Raw genomic sequence first — 19,139 nt, 5'->3', positions numbered from 1 at the left:
GCGCCGCTACGCGCGGCCGAAACGCAGCCAGCGGCGCCAGATCGGCGCCTCGGCAAGTTCCAGCCGCGCCGCCATGGCATCATGCAGTATGACCGCCGCCTGACGCAGCCGCGCCTCGGACCGATGCGCCATGCGCCAGCACGCGGTTTCGTGCCGCTCGGCCATGGCGAGTGCCTCGAATTTCTCCAGCAGGCCGATCAGCCGGGCCTGTTCGGCATTGGCCTGGGCCAGCAGGTCGCGCAGCCGTGCCTGTTCCACCTGGGCATGCTCCCATTGCTGCGCCGCATGGGTGGCCCGGGCCTGACGGCGCAGATCGCCCGGACGCAGGCGCAGGGTGCTGGGGAAGATCACCCCGTGTTCCTGACACAGCCGGTCCAGGTAGCTGCCCTCGGGCGGCGCCAGCAGCTTGTTCATGCCGGCGCAGTTGAACATCTCGTTCCACAGATGCTGGAAGGCGGCGCCCTGGGCCGCCCGCGCCACGGTTTCGGCCTCCGCCGGGTCGAAGACGTCGAAGGCCCGGGTGAAATGCCAGGGATAGGCCAGGGGCCATTCCTGCACCTCCGCCAGCCGGCCCGCCGCGCGCAGCGCCTTGGTCAGGAGATAGGGGCCGGAGGTGCCCCAGCTCCGCCCCGGCTCGAAGGCCTCATGATCCGCCAACATGGCCGCGAGCAGCGGATCATCGGGCGGCAGCTTCAGGATGGCATTGCCGACCAGGGCATGGTCCGGCCCTTCCCAGGCGCAGAAGACCGGTACCTCTGGCAGGTCGGGGCGCAGGCAGATCACGTCGCAATCCACCCACCAGCCGGGTGATTGCGCCAGCAGCGTGTAGCGGAACAGATTGGTGAAGCCGGCGATGCTGCCGGCGCCGAGCCCGTTGGCGTAGAAGTAGATGCGCGACCGCGGCAGCACCTCCGCCGCATCGCGCAGCACCACACCGGGTGGCACCACCAGGTCGGCGTCGTAGCTGTAGAGCTCCGTCGCATGGCCATGATGGACGAAGCTGCTCAGGCACAGCACTTCATAGGGGCTGAGCGCCCCGCCATGCCAGAAGGCGCGAATCAAGGCCAAGGCACTGGTCTCCAGCGCAACCGGAAGCTCGGCTGGCGGATCAGAATGCCGCAGGGGCCAATCAGCCCCCGATCACGACGCCGTGCGGGCAACCTGTTGAAACAGAAGGCCAATCATGTCGCCCTGTTTCACCCGAAGCGCTGCTCCCTCGGCAGCCCGGCAATTTCCCGGATCAGCTTGCGCCGCACCGCCTGGCCGAAGACGTCGAAATCCTCCGCCGCGATCATGAAGGCGCCGGGGCCGCCGATGACGCTTTCCCGGAAATAGATATCCAGCGGGATCGGCGGGCGGCGGCCGAAGGTGGGGCGGTCGTTCAGGATCGGCAGGCCGTTGATGGTGATGCCCTCCGCCACCGCCCGGTCGCGCGCCTCCTCCGCCGGCGGGCCGCTGTTGTTCACCCCGTCGCCGGAGACGTCGATGACCTTGCGCGTCGCCTCGAAGGGGCAGTCGGCCAATGCCTGCCGGGCGAAGTCGATGGCGCCGGAGATGGAGGTCCAGGAGAGTGAGTTGCGCTGCGCCTCCGCCAGCCGGTCCGCCCAGATCTCCGCATCCCGCTGCGCCCCGATGCGCGTCCAGGGCAGCACCAGCCGCTGGTATTCGATGCCGGCCCATTCGACGTAGCAGATGGCGACACCCCCCATCATGCCGCCGCGGATCGCCTCCACCAGCCGGGGGTCGGTCATGGCATTGCGGTAGCCTTCCCGCTGAAGTCGCGCCTCATCCTCGTCGACCGAGCGGCTGACATCCACGGCGAGGACCAGCGCCACATCCACCGGCTCCTCCGCCCTTGCGGGTCGGGGGGGAGGCAAGCCGGCCGCGGAACCCGCCGCGACGAGAAGGGACCTGCGGCGCATCCGCGACCTCCCACTGCATGACAGTTGGATGCAACCGCAGATGGGCACGCCACTTCAAGCACGAAGAAAAATTTCTGCGTGAGCCTTGCAGCGCAGCAATAGGCCAGGGGGCTCTACCGCCGGGCGAAGCCGGCGGCCTGGCGGGCCAGGGCGGCGATGCCGGCGCGGGCCAGCGCCTCATGCACCTCGCGGAAGGCGGTGGTCTTGGTGCGGCGCTCGGCTTCCAGCAGGGCCGCGCCCTGCGCCTCCAGCGCGGCCGTCGGCCAAAGCCGCAAGGCACGGTCGAAGGCGGGCTTGTGGCGGAAGAAGACCGGCGGGCGCAGCGCGCCGGAATCACCCGCGATCTGCGCCTCATGCAGCCGCTGCACATGGCGCAGGGTGGCGCGCACCACCATCACCGCATTGGCGCCCTCGGCGAAGGCGGCGTCCAGGGCCGCATCGGCCGCCCTGGCATTGCCCTCGGTCGCGGCCATCAGGGCGGTGTCGAGATCGGCGCCGACACCCTCCGCCACGCAGGCCCGCGCCGCTGCCTCATCCACCGTGCCGCCCGGACCCGCATGCAGCGCCAGAACTTCCACGGCGCGCCGCAGCAGCATGCGATCCTCACCCAGCCGGGCGGCCAGCCAGCCGGCGACCGCCGCATCCACCTGCACCCCCGCCTCCCGCAGCAGGCGGGTGATGGTGCCGGCCAGTTCGTCCGGCCTTTCGCGCCAGCAGGCGATCACCGCGACATCCGGCGCCGCCTCGGCCAGGACGCGCAGCTTGGACCGCGCCGTCATCTCCCCGCCTTCCAGGATCAGCAGCGCCTCTCCGGCCCCGGCCAGGGCCTCCTTCAGCGGGGTGGCATGGGCGTCGGTGGCATCGCGCAGCCGCACCACGCGGCGGCCACCGGTCATCGCCAGCGCCGCCGCCTCCCCGGCCAGGGCGCCCGGGCGGGCGGCTTCCTCCCGGCTCAGCTCGGCGAGGCGGAAGGGGTCGGAGAGGTCGCCGCCGAGCACGGCGCGCAGCAGCGCCTCCGCCCTTTCCCGCGCCAGCCCGGCATCGTCGCCGTACAGAAGCACGGCCCGGGTCGGCCCGGGATCGGCGAGGAAGGCATTGATTCGCTTGGGATCGAGCTTGGCCAAGGCCGGATCAGCGGTCGGGCCGGACCAGCCCTGGCGCCAGTTCCGGCCGCAGCGCCGGCAGCGCCTCGGTGGCGGCAGGCTCCGGCACCTGGCCCAGGGCCGGGGCGGTGGCGAGGCCGCGGCGGAAGGCGACGGCGAGGCGGGTCACCACCAGCTCCGCCAGCACCTCCGCCATCCGGCGCTCCGCCTCTTCCCGGCTGCTATCGGCCGCGAAGAACTGGTTGGGCGGGATGTTGTAGGCCTCGATGCTGCGCTCGATGCCGGTCGCCAGTGTTTCCGGCGGCGGGCCAAGGCGCACCAGCAGCCAGTTGGCAGTGCCGAGGTAGCGGATGCGCGTCGCCGTGCCATCGAGCTGGATGCCCACACCCTCTGCCTGCAGGCTGGGGGAAACCCGCAGCTCGTGCACGGCAGACTGGCGCGGCCCGCCGATATCCTGGCCCAGGCGCTGGGTCAGCGCCCGGCGCAGCAGCTGTCCGAAGCGTTCCGGCACCAAGGCGACACGGATGCCGGCGAGCTGGGCGCGCAGATCCGGCTCACCCTCCGCCATGCCGCCCCGGCCATAGAGCGGCCGGAAGCCGCAGCCGCCCAGGGCCAGAAGGCCGGCGCCGAGCAGCAGCCCGCGCCGTGTGGGGGATTCAGACGACGTAATTGACCACCCGCCCCGGAACATGGATCCGCTTCTTCACTGGCTTGCCGCCGAAGGCACGCTGCACGTTCTCCTCGGCCTCGGCCAGGGCGAAAATCTCGGCATCGGATGCGCCCACCGCCACTTCGATGGTGGCGCGCAGCTTGCCGAGCACCTGGACGGCCAGGGTCATCGTCTCCGCCTTCACCAGGGCGGCATCCGCCTCCGGCCAGGGCAGTTGTGCGACGAGCTTTTCCGAGTCTGGATTGAGGAGCGCGAAAAGCTCCTCCGCCAGATGCGGCATCATCGGTGCGGCCAGGCGGGCCAGCATCTCGAGCGCCTCCCGCAGCGCCGGGCCCATGCCCTCGGCCTGCGGCTCGGCCTCGCCGATCGCATTGGCGAATTCGTGGATCCGCGCGACCGCGACATTGAAGGCAAAACTGTCCAGCGCCTCCGTGATCGCGACGATGGTCCGGTGCGTCACCTGGCGCAGCTTCTTCGCCGCGCCGGTGGCCTCGCCCAGGGGGGTGCCGGCGGGCGGCAGGCTGGGCAATGCGTTGTTGACCAGGCGCCAGACGCGCTGGGTGAAGCGGAACGCCCCGGCGACGCCGGATTCCGTCCATTCCATGTCCCGCTCGGGCGGGTTGTCGGAGAGGATGAACCAGCGGGCGGTATCCGCGCCGTATTTGCCGATGATGGCGCCCGGGTCGACCGTGTTGCGCTTCGACTTCGACATCGCCTCGACACGGCCGATGGTCACCGGCGCGTTGCCACCCTTCAGCGTGGCGGTGCGTGTGCCGTCGGCGGCGAGGTTGAAATCCACCTCCTCCGGATACAGCCAGCGGCCATCGGGGCCCTTGTAGCTTTCATGCTGCACCATCCCCTGGGTGAACAGCCCGGCGAAGGGCTCCTTCACATCCAGATGGCCGGTCGCCTGCATCGCGCGGGTGAAGAAGCGGGAATAGAGCAGGTGCAGGATCGCGTGCTCGATGCCGCCGATATACTGGTCGACCGGGAGCCAGGCATTCACCGCCGCCTGCGTCACCGGCTCCGCCGCGCCGGGCGAGCAGAAGCGGGCAAAATACCAGGAGCTGTCGACGAAGGTGTCGCAGGTATCCGTCTCCCGCCGCGCCGGGGCGCCGCAGGACGGGCAATTGACGTGTTTCCACGTCGGGTGGTGATCCAGCGGATTGCCGGGCTTCGAAAAATCCACGTCCTGCGGCAGCTCGACCGGCAGTTGGTCCTCCGGCACCGGCACAGCGCCGCAGGCATCACAATGGATGACCGGGATCGGGCAGCCCCAATAGCGCTGGCGGGACACGCCCCAGTCACGCAGGCGCCAGTTCACCACGCCGGTGCCCTGCTGCTGGGCCTCCAGCTTCTCGATGGCCGCGCGCTTGGCGGCGGGCACGGGCTTGCCGTCCAGGAAATCCGAATTGAACAGCGTGCCGTCATCGGTATAGGCGGCGTCATCCAGCGCGAATGTGGCCGGGTCGGCGCCCGGCGGCAGCACCACGGGCTTGATCTCCAGCCCGTATTTGGTGGCGAATTCGAAGTCGCGCTCGTCATGGCCGGGGCAGCCGAAGATGGCGCCGGTGCCGTATTCCATCAGCACGAAGTTGGCGATCCAGACCGGGAAGGTCTTTCCCTCGATGAAGGGATGCGCCACCCGGAAGCCGGTGTCGAAGCCGCGCTTTTCCGCCTGCTCGATGGCCACTTCGCTGGTGCCCATGCTGCGGCATTCCGCCACGAATTTCTGGGCGTCCGGATTGGCGGCAGCGGCTGCAGCCGCCAGCGGGTGCTCGGCGGCAACAGCAAGAAAACTCATGCCGAACAGCGTGTCGGGCCGCGTGGTGAAGACCTCCACCTCGGCCGTCTCCGCCACCGGCTCGGTCAGCTTGAACCGCACCCTCGCGCCTTCGCTGCGGCCGATCCAGTTGGACTGCATCAGCTTCACGCGCTCAGGCCAGCGATCCAGCCCGCCCAGCGCCTCCAGCAGGTCCGGCGCATATTTCGTGATGGCCAGGAACCACTGGGAGAGCTTCTTCTTCTCGACCAGCGCGCCGGATCGCCAGCCGCGGCCGTCGATCACCTGTTCATTGGCCAGCACGGTGCCGTCGACCGGATCCCAATTGACCCAGCTTTCCTTGCGCTCGACCAGCCCGGCCTTCCAGAAATCCAGGAACAGCTTCTGCTGCTTGCCGTAGTAGCCGACATCGCAGGTGGCGAATTCGCGGGACCAGTCCAGCGACAGGCCCATGCGCTTCAGCTCGGTGCGCATATTGGCGATGTTCTGGTAGGTCCACTCGCCCGGATGCACGCCGCGTTCGCGCGCGGCATTTTCGGCCGGCAGGCCGAAGGCATCCCAGCCCATCGGATGCAGCACCAGATGGCCGCGGGCGCGCTTGTAGCGCGCCACGACGTCACCCAGCGTGTAGTTCCGCACGTGACCCATGTGGATCTTGCCGGAGGGGTAGGGGAACATCTCCAGCACATAGTACTTGCTCGCCCCCTCGGGCGGCACATCCGGCACGGCGAAGCAGCCGCGGCGGTCCCATTCCGCCTGCCAGCGCGGCTCCGCCGCGGCGAAGTCATGCCGGGGCGGCTGTTTCTGGTCGGGGGGGGAGGCGATGTCGTTCATCGTGCTGGGGTGCGCTGGCCTGGGTTGGGCCTTCCGAATAGCGCACTATCCGCCAGGGCGGAACGCCCCGGCGGCAAGGGATGCGCGCAGCGCCTCAGCGGGCGGCCGCAGTGGACTGGGCGCGCAGTTCCCGCGCCCGGGCCAGGACCTGATCCTCAAGCTCGGAGGCGGTGGAGGCGGCGACCGGAACATCGACCCAGGCATTGCCGCGCAGTTCCTGCCGGAACAGCGCCACCCGCACGCCATCGGAGCGAAGCTGGCGGCCGAGGATATAGGCCGTGGCGCGGAACCGCTCGCCGGTCGTGCCAGGGGGCGAATACCAGTCGGTGATCATCACGCCGCCAAAGGGATCGGCGGAGGACAGTGGCATGAAGGACAGCGTGTCCAGCGCCGCGCGCCAGAGGAAGGCATTGACGCCGATGCCGGAGGCATCGCCGCTGCCCGTGCCGCCCCGCTGGTTGCGCTCGGTTCCGAAGATCAGGATGCCATCGGTGCCGCCCAGCCGCCCGCGGACCTGGTCGCGCCGGCGGTCTGAACTGTATTCGTCCAGCTCCGGCGTGCGGACATTGCCTTCGAGCGCGCTGCACCCGGCGATCAGGGTTGCCGTGAAGCCCAGCATCATCAGTCGCGTCAGGCGCATCTTTCCCATCCCAGCCCGGCGGGGGCACTTCCGACAGGTCTTTACCCGGATGCCGGCCAATCGCAAAGCCGGGGGTAGGGTCTCGAAACCCGACGCAACAAAAAGGGGGCAACAAAAAGGGGCGGCAGGTTTCCCTGCCGCCCCCTTTCGGTCTCCGATCCGGAAGGATCAGAAGGCCAGGCGCGTGCCGATGATGAAGACATCGATGCTGCGGTTGCGGTAGTTGGCCGCAACGTTCGCGGTGCCAGCAGCGCGGACGTTCTCGTCCTCGATGTTGGTGTAGTTGGCGAACACTTCGAGGCCCGGCGCCATGGTGTAGACGGCGCCGACGCCGATCGCCTGCTGCTCACGGTCGGACACGCCGACCAGGGCGTTGTCACGCTTGCCGAGGGCGTAGAAGGCGCCGACCGCGATCGCACCGGCGCGGTAGGTCGCACCGATCGTCCAGTTGTTGGAGTTGTTCAGGCCCGGGGCCAGGCCAGCGCGGCCCGGAGCGGAACCGCCGTAACGGCCCCAGACGTAGTGACCGCCAACCGTGACGCCGTAGGCGGACAGGTTCAGGCCGGCCTGGTAGGCGTTCGGGTCGCGCACGGTGGTGCCCGACGGGGCATCGCCACGCATCGCGGAGAAGGCGGCGGCCACGCCGACATTGCCGAAGCTGCCGCGGTAGCGGATGGCGCCGGACAGTTCGTTGCGGATGGAGCCGGCGTTGGAGTCGCGCTGCAGAACGGTGGAGGAGCCACCGATCAGGAAGTTCTCACCCTCGTACTGGTTCGGCGCATAGCTGACGCCGAAGTCGAAGCCGAAGAACTGCGGGGACAGATAGATGATCTTGGTGCTGTCGCTGCCGTCGTTGATCGTCGTCAGGATGTAGCGGGTGCCACCGGCTTCCGGCGCGATGAACTCGTCCCAGCCGCCCGACTCACCCAGGTTGGTGACGGACGGGGCGGCGACCTTCAGCTGGTCGGCGGCGCTGTCCTGGTCACCGAACTGCAGGGTGCCGAGGGTCGGGGAGGAGACGAAGCCCCACATCTCGTCGGTGTCGACGGCCGTGGAGGACGTGTTGTTGGCGTCCATCTGCAGCTCGATCTCGGCGCCGTAGGACAGGCCATTGGCCGCCTTGCCGCGCACGATCACGTGGAGTTCCATGTCGGACCGGAAGTCCACCTTGGAACGGGAGGACGGCAGGCCGGTCGTCGCCGCGGTGTCGAAGTTGTCGTCGACATAGCCACCGGTGAACTCGAAGTAGCCGCCCACGCGAACCGTCGGGGCCGTCTGCGCCTGGGCGACACTCATGCCCATCAGCGCGGCGCCAACCACCGCAGTGGTGCCCAGCAGAATCTTGCGCATATCCAAAAACCTCCTCCTGCGCCGGGTAGCCCCCGGCATGCCCACGACCCGCCTGCCCCCCTCGGCAGGACGCCGCTACCAGGTTCCCCCCCGGTAGCAGTCAGGCCCGGGCGGATAATGGTCTTGGGACTGCGGCGACGGCAACGGCGCTTGGCGCCTCGTCGCGACTTCCTTGAGACACTGTGGCAGAGACGCCACACACCCCCATGGCGCCCAGAGCACGCCGGCTCATCCGGCCAGCGCCCCGATCGCCGCCAGGCCGGCGACACGGCCAGGCCCATGGCGCGGAAGGCGCCGGGCGCTGGCGGGCGCCACGCCACCCAGCGCCACCGCCGGCCGGCCGAGCCGCGCCGCAAGCGCCGCCCAGCGCAACGGGCCCAGCGCCGGCGCGCCCGGATGGCTGGCTGTGGGAAAGGCCGGGGAGACGAAGCCGAAATCGGCATCCACCCGGCGCGCCCTGGACAGGCCCGCATGGCCATGCACTGCCAGGGACAGCATCGCCCAGGGCACCCGCCGCTGCCGCGCCAGCAGGAAGGCCGTCAGCCCGGGACCCGCCGGCCGGTCCGGCAGATGCAACCCGCAGCGTGCCCGCAAGGCCGCCCGCGCATCGCCGCCCACCAGAAGGCAAATCCCCCGCCGCGCCGCGATCCGCCCCAGCCGCGCCAGCACCGCGGGCGCCAAGCCCCGCGCCAGCACCCCGGCCCCAAGTGGCAGCCGTGCCGCTGCTGCACAGGGATCAGGCAGCCGCGCGGGATCGGAGACCAGCCAGAGCCGCGGCAGCGCACCACCGCGCAGCGATGCCGGGCGCAGACGGGCCGCCTGTGCGGCAAGGCTGCCGGGCTGATTTCCGGCGTGGCGATCCTGCGCTAGCCTTGCCGCCATGCCCGAACTCTCCCCCACCGACGCCGCCATCGCCACCAATCTCGGGCGCATCCGGGACAGGATCGCCGAGGCCTGCCTGCGCGCCAACCGCAACCCGGCCTCGGTGACGCTGGTCGCGGTCTCCAAGACCCATCCGGCGGCGGCCGTCGCGGCGGCGCTGGCCTGTGGCCAGACCGTTTTCGGCGAGAACCGGGTGCAGGAGGCGGCGGCCAAATTTCCCGATCTGCGCCTTGGCCACCCCGCGCTGCGCCTGCACCTGATCGGCCCGCTGCAGACCAACAAGGCGCGGGACGCGGTGCGGATCGCCGATGTGATCGAAAGCCTGGACCGCCCAAAGCTGGCCCTGGCGCTGCGGGAGGCGATGGTGAAGGAGGCGCGGCAGCCCAGCTTCCTGATCCAGGTGAATATCGGCGACGAGCCTCAGAAGGCCGGCATCGCCCGTGCCGAGGCGGATGCCTTCATCCGCGCCTGCCGCGAGGAGCATGGCCTGCCCGTCACCGGCCTGATGTGCATCCCGCCGGTCGAAGGCGACCCACGCCCGCATTTCGCCGCCCTGGCAGCCATGGCCGCCCGCCACGGCCTGACCACGCTTTCGATGGGCATGAGCGGCGACTTCGAGGCCGCGATCGCCGAGGGCGCCACCCATATCCGCGTCGGCACCGCCATCTTTGGTGGCCGTCCCGCGCCGGCCTGACGCCCGAACCGACATCGAAGACCGGCGCAACCCGGGGCCCGCGGGGCCGGGTGCCCGAACGGGCGCCGCGGCAACTGCGTCGCGCCGAAGGCGCGCCTTCGGCGCGATGAGCCAGGCGGCTGAAGGCCGCGCCCGGCGTCCGATGTCACTGGCCTAATGATGCTTCCAGGACACCTCAGTCAGCGCCGGCTCCGTCGGATCGCAGCGTAGCCATGTGCCGTTGGCGACGGACTGGCCGGTCATCGCCAGGATGAAGCCCCAATGCGCGACGACCAGGGTGCTGGACCAGTCGTGCAGCGCCGACATCTCCCCCCGGAACAACGCGGCACGGGCCAGCACCTGGTCCGCCGGTTCCTCCTGCGCCGGCCACCACACCTCCTCCACATGGCTGAAGTCCAGATGCGGCCATTCGGCGGCCAGCGCCGTGGTGGGGCTGCCGACATCGCAGGTGAAGGCGTAGCGTTCCCGCACCAGCGGCTGCACCATCACCTTCAGCCCGAGCCGGCTGGCCAATGGCGCCGCGGTCTGCAGGGCCCGGCTGTAGGGAGAGGCAATGATGCGGGTGATACCCTGCGCCGCCAGCGCCGCCGCCGCTTCCTCCGCCTGGGAATGGCCCAGCGGGGTCAGCCGCGGATCGATGATGCCGGGATCGCGCCGGGTGGCGCTGAAATGCAGGTTGAACTCGCTCTGGCCGTGGCGCAGCAGGATCATGGGCGGCGAGGCTCCGAAAGGGCGGCGCGGCGGAGCAATCCCGCGCGCCGGCCCTGCGTTGAGGGCAGTGTGATACAGCGTCGGTGCCAGTGTCGGACAGTCCATCCGATGGCAGTCCGGGAGGCAATCCACGACGGCCCGTTGCGGGGGACCGGAGGGCGCCTTAAGTGAGTGCTTGATGAGGAGTTGGCAATGTCGGGCGGCTTTCCTGTCGATCTGATCCTGTTCGCAATGGTCGCGGCCTTCCTGGTGCTGCGCCTGCGCAGCGTACTCGGCCGCCGCACCGGCTATGAGCGCCCGCCGCGCGACGCCAATGCGCCGCCCTACGACCCGCGCGCGGCACGCCCCGCAGGCGACGAGGTGCCGGAACTGCCGCCCGCCGCCGCCGCCAGCACCACCCGCCTCGTGGTGCCCGACCCGCGCACGCCGACTGGCCAGGCCCTCGTGCGCATCAAGGGCATCGATCCCAGCTTCGACCCGCACGGCTTCCTGACCGGCGCCGAGGGCGCCTTCCGCATGGTGGTGGACGCCTTCGCCCGCGGCGACCGCGAAACCCTGCGCGCCTTGCTGGCCGATGAGGTCTATGGCGGCTTCGAGGGTGCCATCACAGCCCGCGAACAGGCCGGCGAAACCCAGCGCTCCGAGGTCCGCGCCATGCAGGAGGCCGGTATCGAATCCGCCGATCTGCGCGGCACGGTGGCGGATGTCGTCGTCCGCTTCGTCTCCGACCAGATCAACCTGACCACGGCCAGCGACGGCAGCATCTCCGCCGGCGCGGAAGCCGTGACGGAACTGACCGACATCTGGACCTTCCAGCGCGACCTCCGCAGCGAAGACCCCACCTGGCGCCTCACCGCCACCCGCTCCGCTTAGTTCTGGGACGCTTTTTTTGGGACGCTGCCGCGGTCCGGGGGTGAAGGTTTTTCCGGGTTTGCGAAGCTGGGTGCTGGGGGCTGTGGTGCTCCTGGCGGGGTGTTCGGAGGCCGGGCCCGACCTTCGTCAGGTGGCGTTTTCGGAACTGCCGGGGTGGCGGCAGGACCGGGTGGCGCAGGCGCTGCCGGCCTTCCGGCGCAGTTGCGAGGTCATTGGCCGGATGCCGGCCGAACGGTCCCTCGGCGGAGAGGGCGCGCTGGCCCGGACCGCGGGCGATTTCGCCGCGCCCTGTGCCGCGGCGGCCCAGCTTCCCGAAACGGACGACGCGGCACGCGACTTCTTCGAAAGCCGCTTCACCGCCCATGCGGTCGGCAGCGATACCCTGACCGGCTATTACGAGCCGGAACTGCGCGGCAGCCCGACCCCCGATGCCCGCCACGCCACCCCCCTGCATGCCCGCCCGCCGGAGCTGGTGGAGGTCGATCTCGGCGCCTTCGCCGGCGACCTGCGCGGCCGCCGCACCGCCGGCCTGGTCCGCGACGGCCGCCTGCACCCCTTCCCCAGCCGCGCAGAGATCATGGCCGGCGCCCTGGATGGACGCGGGCTGGAGCTGGTCTGGGTGGATGACCCGGTGGATGCCTTCTTCCTGCAGATCCAGGGCTCCGGCCGCGTCCGGCTGACCGATGGGCGGGTGTTGCGCCTGGGCTACGCCGCCCAGAACGGCCATCCCTACTACGCCATCGGCCGCGCTTTGCTGGAAGCCGGCGTGCTGACGCGGGAGACGATGTCCATGCAGGCCATCCGCGCCTGGCTCGCCGCCGCGACGCCGGAGGAAGCGGCGGCGCTGATGGCGCGCAATCCGAGCTACATCTTCTTCCGCCCCCTGGACCTGCCAGCGGAACAGGGGCCCCTCGGGGCCCTGGGCGCCCCGCTGACGCCAGGACGGTCGGTCGCGGTGGACCGCACCAGGACTCCCCTCGGCACCCCTGTCTGGGTGGTCGGAGGACCGTCCCTGCGCCAACTGACCGTGGCGCAGGATACCGGCGGCGCCATTCGCGGCGCGGCGCGGGCCGATCTGTTCACTGGCTGGGGCGAGGCGGCGGCCGAACAGGCCGGCCGCATGCGCGATCGGGCAGAGCTTTTCGTGCTGCTGCCGAAGTAGCCTTCAGCCCCCCGTCCGCACAATTCGGACAAGCTGCGCCACATGCTCGGGCGGGGTCACCTTCTCGATGCCATGGCCGAGGTTGAACACGAAGGGCCGGCCGCGCATGGCGGCCAGGATCTGCCGCGCCTCCAGCTCCAGCGCCGCGCCGCCGGCGATCAGCACCAGCGGGTCCAGATTGCCCTGAAGCCCCACCGTGGGCGCCACTGCCGTGGCGGCGAAGCGCGGGTCCATGCTGGTGTCCATGGCCACCGTATTGACCCCCGTCCGCAGCGTGTATTCGCCGATCAGCGGCCCGGCGAGGCGCGGAAATCCGATGATCGGGATGGAGGGATGCAGCCGCTTCAGCGACCGCACGATGGTCGCGGTGGGCTCGATCACCCAGCGACGGAACTGCGCGGGTGGCAACAGCCCTGCCCAGCTGTCGAACAGCATCAGCGCCTCGGCCCCCGCCTCCACCTGGGCCAGCAGGTAGTCGGTGGTCGATTCCACCAGGGTACGGATCAGCTTCCCGAACAGCGCCGGGTCGGCATAGGCCATCTGCCGGGTGGTGGCGAAATCCCGGCTGCCATGACCCTCGACCATGTAGCAGGCGACCGTGAAGGGGCTGCCGGCGAAGCCGATCAGCGCGGTCCTGGGGTGCTGCGCATCCAGGGCGGCGCGCACCAGGCGCACCGTCTCGAAGATGGGGGCGCAGCGTTCCCGCACGGCGCCCACCTCCAGAGCATTCACCGCCGCCAGGTCGCGCAACGGTTCCAGTTGCGGCCCCTCGCCCTCGGCGAAGCGCAGCGGCTGGCCGAGTGCCCAGGGCACCATCAGGATGTCGGAGAACAGGATGGCGCCATCCATGCCGTAGCGGCGGATCGGCTGAAGCGTGACCTCCGCCGCCATCTCGGGCGTGGTGCAGAGCTTGATGAAGCCGCCGGCCTCGGCCCGGACCTCCCGGTATTCGGGCAGGTAGCGGCCAGCCTGGCGCATCAGCCACATGGGCGGCGGCCAGACCGCCTCGCCGGACAATGCCCGCAGAAGGGGCTTTTCGAGTGCATCCACGCCTGCTGGCTCCACCGTCAAACCGGCCTCCCCTGGTTCCGCCCCATGCCCCCTTGCCTAAGGCAGGAGCGTGGAAACGCCAATTCCCCAATAAGAAGAAAGAATCTTATAGAGGTTGGGGTAGATGTAGGGGCCTGTGGGCGATGGGGATCACGGCTGACCCGCTTTTCATCCACAGGCCCATCCCCCGCGTCGCGTTCGCCAAGTCCCTGACTCGGCAGGATGATTCAGTCTGTCCCCGGAAGCCGTCCGCAGCCTTGTGAATCAGTCCCGTGTACCGCCGGCGGCGGGGTTGTCCCCATTGAATCGGAAGGGGGTGCCGGGCGTCCCGACTTGTCCCCATCATCCACCCCAATCCACCGGCCCGTCGCCGGTCATCCTCGGCCTGTCATGACCCCGCCGCTTCCGGTAGGCTTGCGGCAGGGGAATTGTCGGGCCGCCCCGGCCCCGGGATCAGGCGCATCACCATGCCCAGCCGCACGATCAACCTGCATCTGGTCTCCGACAGCACCGGGGAGACGCTGAACTCGATCGCCCGCGCCACCCTGTCCCGCTTCGAGGATGCGCATGTCATCCATCATCGCTGGTCGCTGATCCGCTCCCGCCTCCAGCTCGACCGGGTGCTGGAGGGGATCGAGGCGGAACAGGGCCCGGTGCTGTTCACCCTGGTCGACCGTTCGCTTCGCCTGGCCCTGGAGGAACATTGCCAGCGCCTGCATATCGAGCATCTGTCGCCGCTGGAGCCGGTGATGGAACTGCTGCAGACGGCGATCGGCGCCCAGGCGCGTGAAAAGCGCGGCGCCCAGCATGTGATGGATGCCGACTACTTTCGCCGGATCGACGCCATGCACTACGTGCTGGCGCATGATGACGGCCAGGGCACCGCCGGCATCGCGGAGGCCGATGTCTGCATCGTCGGCGTCTCCCGCAGCAGCAAGACGCCCACCTGCTTCTACCTGGCCAATCGCGGCATCAAGGCCGCCAATGTGCCGCTGGTCCCGGGCGCGCCGCTGCCGATGGAGCTGGAAGCCGCGCCCTGCCCCGTGATCGGCCTGCATATCGAGACCAATGCGCTGATCGAAATCCGCCGCCACCGCCTGAAGCTGATCGGCGGCCATGGCGTGCACCATGACGTGACCGATTATGTGGACCATGAGGCGGTGAAGGCGGAGATCCAGGCCGCCCGTCGGCTCTGCACCAAATTCGGCTGGCCGGTGATCGACGTGACGCGCCGCTCCATCGAGGAAACGGCGGCGACCGTGCTGCAGCTGATGGAGGCCTGGCACGCCCGCCGCGGCGTCCGGGCGCAGGATCCGCCGCGTTCCATCGACCCGGCCTCCACCGTGCTGGCGCTGGAGGCGGGCGGCGGGTGATGCAGGCCGGGACGCCTGCGCTGGTCCTGGCCAGCGCCTCCGCCAGCCGCCGCGCCGTGCTGGCCGCGGCCGGGCTGCGCTTCGAGGCGATCGCGGCTGCGGTGGATGAGGCGGCGATCAAGGAGGGCGCGCAGGCGGAGGGGATTCCCCCCGCCGAGGCGGCGCTGATGCTGGCCGAGGCCAAGGCGATGCGCGTGGCGCGGAAGCGGCCCGACGCGCTGGTGATCGGCGGCGACCAGCTTCTGGTCTGTGCCGATGATGCCGGCCAGTTGCGCTGGTACGACAAGCCGGCGGACATGGCGGCCGCCCGCCGCCAGCTTCTGGAACTGCGTGGCCGGCGGCATGAACTGGTGACGGCGACCGTGGCCTGGCGCGGCGGCGAACGCATCTGGCAGGACGTCACCACCCCCCGCCTGACGCTCCGCGACTTCTCCGAGGATTTCCTGGACCACTACCTGGCGGCGGAGGGCGAGGCGCTTCTGGCCTCGGTCGGCGCCTATCGGCTGGAGGGGCCGGGCGTGCAGCTCATGGCCAAGGTGGAGGGCGAGCACAGCGCCATTCTGGGCCTGCCCTTGCTGCCGTTGCTGCGCTTTCTCCGCCAGCATGGGGTGCTGGCGGGCTAGTCAGTGTCAGAACCGGCTGCCCAGGAACCAGATCCACAGCGGCAGGGTGACGATGGACAGCACATGCTCGCTGGTGGTGATGGCCGCCATCAGCGGCGCATCGCCGCCCATGGCGCGCGCCATCACATAGCTGGTCGCCGCGGTGGGCAGCGCCATCAGCATCACCACGATGGCGGTGGGCAGCGGCCCCAGCCCGACGGCTACGGCCAGGCCGAAGGTCATCAGCGGCATCACGCCCAGCTTCAGAAGCCCGGTCGTCGCCTGGGTCAGCGGCCGGTCGCCCAGCCCGCGCAGGGTCAGCGCCGCGCCGACACAGAGCAGGCCGAGCGCCACGGAAGCCTGGCCGAGCACCCGCACCATCGGGCTGATCCCCGCCGGCAGCCCGCCGGCGAAGGACAGCAGGAAGCCGATGGCGCAGGCCAGGATCAGCGGGTTCAGCAGCACCTGGCGCAGCAGCCGCAGCGGCCGCACCCGGCTTTCCCCGCCCAGGGCGAAGGCCAGGGTGGAAACCACCTGCACCATCGGCACGATGAAGCCGGTGCAGACGGCACACAGCGCGATGCCCGGCGGCCCCCAGATCGCCCCGCCGATGGCGAAGCCCATCAGGTTGTTGAAGCGGATGCCGCCCTGGAGGATGGAGGTCATGGCCGCATGCCGCGCGCCCAGCACCCGCGACAGCAGCAGCGCCAGGGCCGTGCCGGCCAGCAGCGCGCCCCAGATGGTCCCGGCCAGCCCGCCCACCGGCAGCTCCGAAAGCCGCATGCCGGACAAGGCATTCACGATCAGGCTGGGCAGCAGCACCCAGAAGACCAGCTTCTCGATCCCCGCCCAGATCGCATCGTCCCGCAGCAGCTTGCGGCGCAGCAGCGCGCCCAGCGCGAGCAGGCCGAAGATCGGCACGAAGGCGTCCAGCCAATGGGTCATCATCCGGAACTCACATCCGCCCTGACATGCTGCGGCGCATCATCATGCGACGGCCCTCACCGCCGCGCCACCGCCACGACATAGCGGCAGGGCTGCGTGGCGGAGGGGTTTTCATAGGCGCAGTCCGCGGGCAGCCCGAGCGCCAGGCAGTCGCCCGCGGCCAGGCGATGCGTCCGCGCACCCTCATGGAACAGCAACTCCCCCTCCAGCAGCCAGATGCAGCGACCGTCGAGCAGGGCGTAGGAGGCGGCGGGATAGGGCACGCGCGCGCCGGGTGGCAGCTCCACCTGCACCAGCTCCGGATTGGCGCCGGGCGGAGAGACCATGCGCCGCAGATAGCCCGTGCCCGGGTCGCGCCACAGCGCCTGTTCCGCCACCCGCACCACCACCCCGCCGGGTGCCGCAGCCTCCGCCCGCGCCAGCAAGGCCGAGACGGTCAGGCCGAAGGGGCCGGAGAGGCGGCCGAGCAGGGCGGCCGTCGGGCTCGCCTCCCCGCGCTCCACCTTGCTGATCATGGCGCGGGAGACGCCGGAGCGTTCCGCGAGTTCGGCAATCGACCAGCCACGCGCCTCCCGCTCCGTCTTCAGGCGGGTGGCGAGCTGCTGTGTGGCCTCGTCGGCTGTGGCGATCGGATCATCTTGCATAGTGGATTTTCGTCTATCATAGTTTCAGTCGATAGGACGAGGGCTCTCCCCCCATGACGATCCGTGCCTTTGCATCCCGAAGGGCGGCATGACCGCGCCGCCCGGCCATAATGGCGGCCCGCCGCTGGAGGAGCCGGATCCGGAGGAAGGCTGGCGCCTTCATTGCTGGCGCCAGGCGCATCGCCGCGCCTGGCGCAGCCCGGGGCGGGAGGTGGTGCTGCGGCGGTTGGCGCGGGCCGAGGCACTCGGCATGAGCTACCACGACTACACCCTCGAAATCCTGGAGCGTGGCCGGTATCTGTGATGCCTGACGGAATGTCCGTGCGTGAAGGCCCAGGCTGTCAGGCGCCCACCGGCTGATCGGGCGGCGAGGGCGGCGGTGGGGGAATGGTGGGAACCAACTCCACCGGCTCCGCCGGCGTGGCACCAGACACCGGCTCCGCCGGTGTGGCACCAGATACCGGCTCCGCCGATGTGGTTCCAGATACGGGCGCCGCCGGTGTGGAAGCCGGCCCTGCGGCCGGAAGGGCGCCTCGGGCGATGTCGCGCAGGCAGGCGGCCTCCCCACGTCGTGAGGTACCGATGGCGCGGGCGGCGGCAAAGGCCACGCGCAGCATGCCGCCTGGTGCCTCATCGCGGTAGAAGACCAGGTCCAGATGGCATTGCGGACCCTGGTAGTGCCAGATCTCCGCCCCCTCCTCCATCCGCCGCAGCCTTGGCTCGCCGAACCAGGTGGCGATGCTGTCCGGCGGATGGCCCACCAACTGCCCGGCCATGCCGGGCGCCGCACCCGGGTCGCGGGCGGTGGTTCGCGGCGGCGGCGGTACAGCCGGGGCGACGGAGCCCTCGCCCCCCGCCGCGGCGGGACGGGGTGCGATCGCCGCCAGGCTCGCCTGATGCGCAGCCAATGCCTCCTGCAACACCACCACCGGATCCGCCGGATCCGGCTGGGCGCAGGCGGATAGCAGGGCGACCAGCATGGCGGCCATCGGGGCCGCCGGCGATCCTGCCATTGGGGCGATGCGGCGCATCAAGCGCGGCGCGCGTCAGCCCTCGGCGTAGGCGCGGGGCGCCGGGCCGGGGGAGATCTGGCCTTCGCCCAGCATCTCCATCTTGCCGGAGATCTGGCCGCCATCCTCGACCATCAGGCGACGGCAGCGGGCCGTGCCGATGACCCGGCCGGTACCGCGGATGACAAGCTGGCCGCGCGCGGTCAGCGTGCCATCGAAGGTGCCGGCGATCTCGGCATCCTCGACCTGGACCTCGCCCTTGAAGACGCCGGTCTGGCTGATGGACAGCTCGGTCGCCTGGATCATCTGGCTCTCGACCGTGCCTTCGACCACCAGGCGCTCGGCATCGGCCACGGTGCCCTGCAGGCTGATGCCGCGGCCGACCACCAGGGTGCGGCGATCCGGCGTCTGGGGCCGCGGCGCCGGCATGGTCGGCGCGCCGGGCATCTGCCCCGGTTGCCCACCCATCTGGCCACCCATCTGGGGCGGCCGCGGCGGGATGGCGGTGCCGGCGGGCGGCGTCGGGCCGCCCGGCATGGTGGGCGAGGGCGGCTTGGGGGCGAGGCTCATGGTCGAGGCATCCCTGGAAGGTCGGAGTGAGGGCGCGCCCAGATCCGGGTCGCGGCTGGTGGGCACGGTGGTGGACTGGTCGGGGTTGGGCTCGGCCGGTTTTTCTTCCCGGCGACGGCCGAAGACATTCATCATCGTCCCCCTTCTACTGTACTGGCCCGCTGTCCCCCACGGCCGTGACACCGCAGACAAGACGCCGCAGGCAGGATACCGGACCGCATCCCTGTCGCATCCCGGCAGGACCCCCCTGACGATGCGAGCAAGGCGCGGCTGGCACTCCATGCAGGCCTTCCGGCTAACACGCTCCGCCGCGGGGAGACA

The 19,139-nt window shown here is 70.4% G+C and carries 20 protein-coding genes; 6 read left to right on the top strand and 14 right to left on the bottom strand.

What is annotated here, in order from left to right; translation table 11 throughout:
- Nucleotides 1–6: 6 nt before the first annotated feature.
- From JJQ90_RS11735 to JJQ90_RS11700, 8 genes are all read right to left on the bottom strand, one after another.
- On the bottom strand, nucleotides 7–1,068 hold the full coding sequence (locus tag JJQ90_RS11735) for a glycosyltransferase family 32 protein (protein WP_216875615.1): 1,062 nt from the start codon (nucleotides 1,066–1,068) through the stop codon (nucleotides 7–9).
- Between the two features lie 128 nt (nucleotides 1,069–1,196).
- A complete protein-coding gene (locus JJQ90_RS11730) occupies nucleotides 1,197–1,877 on the bottom strand; it encodes a DUF1194 domain-containing protein (protein ID WP_329959432.1) in 681 nt (226 codons plus the stop codon).
- 158 nt (nucleotides 1,878–2,035) lie between these two features.
- The gene (gene holA, locus JJQ90_RS11725; RefSeq protein ID WP_216875611.1) at nucleotides 2,036–3,046 is read right to left on the bottom strand and encodes a DNA polymerase III subunit delta; all 1,011 of its coding nucleotides are present in this window, start codon (nucleotides 3,044–3,046) and stop codon (nucleotides 2,036–2,038) included.
- A gap of 7 nt (nucleotides 3,047–3,053) precedes the next feature.
- On the bottom strand, nucleotides 3,054–3,716 hold the full coding sequence (gene lptE / locus JJQ90_RS11720; RefSeq protein WP_216875609.1) for an LPS assembly lipoprotein LptE: 663 nt from the start codon (nucleotides 3,714–3,716) through the stop codon (nucleotides 3,054–3,056).
- On the bottom strand, nucleotides 3,682–6,312 hold the full coding sequence (gene leuS / locus JJQ90_RS11715) for a leucine--tRNA ligase (protein ID WP_216875607.1): 2,631 nt from the start codon (nucleotides 6,310–6,312) through the stop codon (nucleotides 3,682–3,684). Before leuS ends, lptE begins: the two co-directional genes overlap by 35 nt.
- Nucleotides 6,313–6,406: 94 nt before the next feature.
- Nucleotides 6,407–6,952, bottom strand: coding sequence for a DUF3576 domain-containing protein (locus JJQ90_RS11710; RefSeq protein ID WP_230410594.1), 546 nt, complete (start codon nucleotides 6,950–6,952; stop codon nucleotides 6,407–6,409).
- A 168-nt stretch (nucleotides 6,953–7,120) separates the two neighbouring features.
- Nucleotides 7,121–8,302, bottom strand: a complete 1,182-nt coding sequence (locus JJQ90_RS11705) for a porin (RefSeq protein ID WP_216875603.1) — start codon at nucleotides 8,300–8,302, stop codon at nucleotides 7,121–7,123.
- A gap of 228 nt (nucleotides 8,303–8,530) precedes the next feature.
- Nucleotides 8,531–9,184, bottom strand: coding sequence for a thiamine phosphate synthase (locus JJQ90_RS11700; protein ID WP_216875601.1), 654 nt, complete (start codon nucleotides 9,182–9,184; stop codon nucleotides 8,531–8,533).
- On the opposite strand from JJQ90_RS11700, the gene JJQ90_RS11695 reads away from it, so the two are divergent.
- Complete coding sequence (locus tag JJQ90_RS11695; RefSeq protein WP_216875600.1) at nucleotides 9,183–9,878, top strand: YggS family pyridoxal phosphate-dependent enzyme; 696 nt, start codon at nucleotides 9,183–9,185, stop codon at nucleotides 9,876–9,878. The two genes, JJQ90_RS11700 and JJQ90_RS11695, sit on opposite strands and share 2 nt — an antisense overlap.
- Nucleotides 9,879–10,031: 153 nt before the next feature.
- On the opposite strand, the gene JJQ90_RS11690 is transcribed toward JJQ90_RS11695, so the two are convergent.
- Nucleotides 10,032–10,589, bottom strand: a complete 558-nt coding sequence (locus tag JJQ90_RS11690; RefSeq protein WP_216875598.1) for a histidine phosphatase family protein — start codon at nucleotides 10,587–10,589, stop codon at nucleotides 10,032–10,034.
- A 192-nt stretch (nucleotides 10,590–10,781) separates the two neighbouring features.
- On the opposite strand from JJQ90_RS11690, the gene JJQ90_RS11685 reads away from it, so the two are divergent.
- Nucleotides 10,782–11,462: a Tim44/TimA family putative adaptor protein gene (locus JJQ90_RS11685; protein ID WP_216875596.1), complete on the top strand. Its 681-nt coding sequence runs from the start codon at nucleotides 10,782–10,784 to the stop codon at nucleotides 11,460–11,462.
- Nucleotides 11,463–11,520: 58 nt separating this feature from the next.
- Complete coding sequence (gene mltA, locus JJQ90_RS11680; RefSeq protein WP_216875594.1) at nucleotides 11,521–12,624, top strand: murein transglycosylase A; 1,104 nt, start codon at nucleotides 11,521–11,523, stop codon at nucleotides 12,622–12,624.
- 3 nt (nucleotides 12,625–12,627) lie between these two features.
- Here the strand turns inward: mltA and hemE are convergent, their stop codons facing one another.
- Complete coding sequence (gene hemE / locus JJQ90_RS11675) at nucleotides 12,628–13,674, bottom strand: uroporphyrinogen decarboxylase (RefSeq protein WP_216875592.1); 1,047 nt, start codon at nucleotides 13,672–13,674, stop codon at nucleotides 12,628–12,630.
- A 467-nt stretch (nucleotides 13,675–14,141) separates the two neighbouring features.
- On the opposite strand from hemE, the gene JJQ90_RS11670 reads away from it, so the two are divergent.
- Together JJQ90_RS11670 and JJQ90_RS11665 are read left to right on the top strand one after the other, a co-directional pair.
- Entirely contained in the window at nucleotides 14,142–15,047 is a 906-nt protein-coding gene (locus tag JJQ90_RS11670; protein WP_216875590.1) for a pyruvate, water dikinase regulatory protein, read from the top strand.
- Nucleotides 15,047–15,670 (top strand): Maf family protein, encoded by a 624-nt coding sequence (locus JJQ90_RS11665; protein WP_216875588.1) that lies wholly within the window; start codon nucleotides 15,047–15,049, stop codon nucleotides 15,668–15,670. The genes JJQ90_RS11670 and JJQ90_RS11665 overlap by 1 nt, the downstream gene beginning before the upstream one ends.
- 6 nt (nucleotides 15,671–15,676) lie before the next feature.
- Here the strand turns inward: JJQ90_RS11665 and JJQ90_RS11660 are convergent, their stop codons facing one another.
- Nucleotides 15,677–16,594, bottom strand: a complete 918-nt coding sequence (locus JJQ90_RS11660; protein ID WP_216875586.1) for an AEC family transporter — start codon at nucleotides 16,592–16,594, stop codon at nucleotides 15,677–15,679.
- Nucleotides 16,595–16,650: 56 nt separating this feature from the next.
- Complete coding sequence (locus JJQ90_RS11655; RefSeq protein ID WP_216875584.1) at nucleotides 16,651–17,238, bottom strand: helix-turn-helix domain-containing protein; 588 nt, start codon at nucleotides 17,236–17,238, stop codon at nucleotides 16,651–16,653.
- Between the two features lie 88 nt (nucleotides 17,239–17,326).
- On the opposite strand from JJQ90_RS11655, the gene JJQ90_RS11650 reads away from it, so the two are divergent.
- Complete coding sequence (locus JJQ90_RS11650) at nucleotides 17,327–17,542, top strand: hypothetical protein (protein ID WP_216875582.1); 216 nt, start codon at nucleotides 17,327–17,329, stop codon at nucleotides 17,540–17,542.
- 37 nt (nucleotides 17,543–17,579) lie between these two features.
- Here the strand turns inward: JJQ90_RS11650 and JJQ90_RS11645 are convergent, their stop codons facing one another.
- Both JJQ90_RS11645 and JJQ90_RS11640 read right to left on the bottom strand, forming a co-directional pair.
- On the bottom strand, nucleotides 17,580–18,227 hold the full coding sequence (locus JJQ90_RS11645) for a hypothetical protein (protein ID WP_216875580.1): 648 nt from the start codon (nucleotides 18,225–18,227) through the stop codon (nucleotides 17,580–17,582).
- Nucleotides 18,228–18,284: 57 nt separating this feature from the next.
- Nucleotides 18,285–18,818: a bactofilin family protein gene (locus JJQ90_RS11640; protein WP_216875578.1), complete on the bottom strand. Its 534-nt coding sequence runs from the start codon at nucleotides 18,816–18,818 to the stop codon at nucleotides 18,285–18,287.
- Between the last annotated feature and the right edge of the window lie 321 nt (nucleotides 18,819–19,139).

Origin of the sequence: Falsiroseomonas oleicola, assembly GCF_019029495.1 — a bacterium.
In the GTDB taxonomy this organism is placed as follows: domain Bacteria; phylum Pseudomonadota; class Alphaproteobacteria; order Acetobacterales; family Acetobacteraceae; genus Falsiroseomonas; species Falsiroseomonas oleicola.
This window is presented reverse-complemented; position numbering and strand designations above follow the sequence as displayed.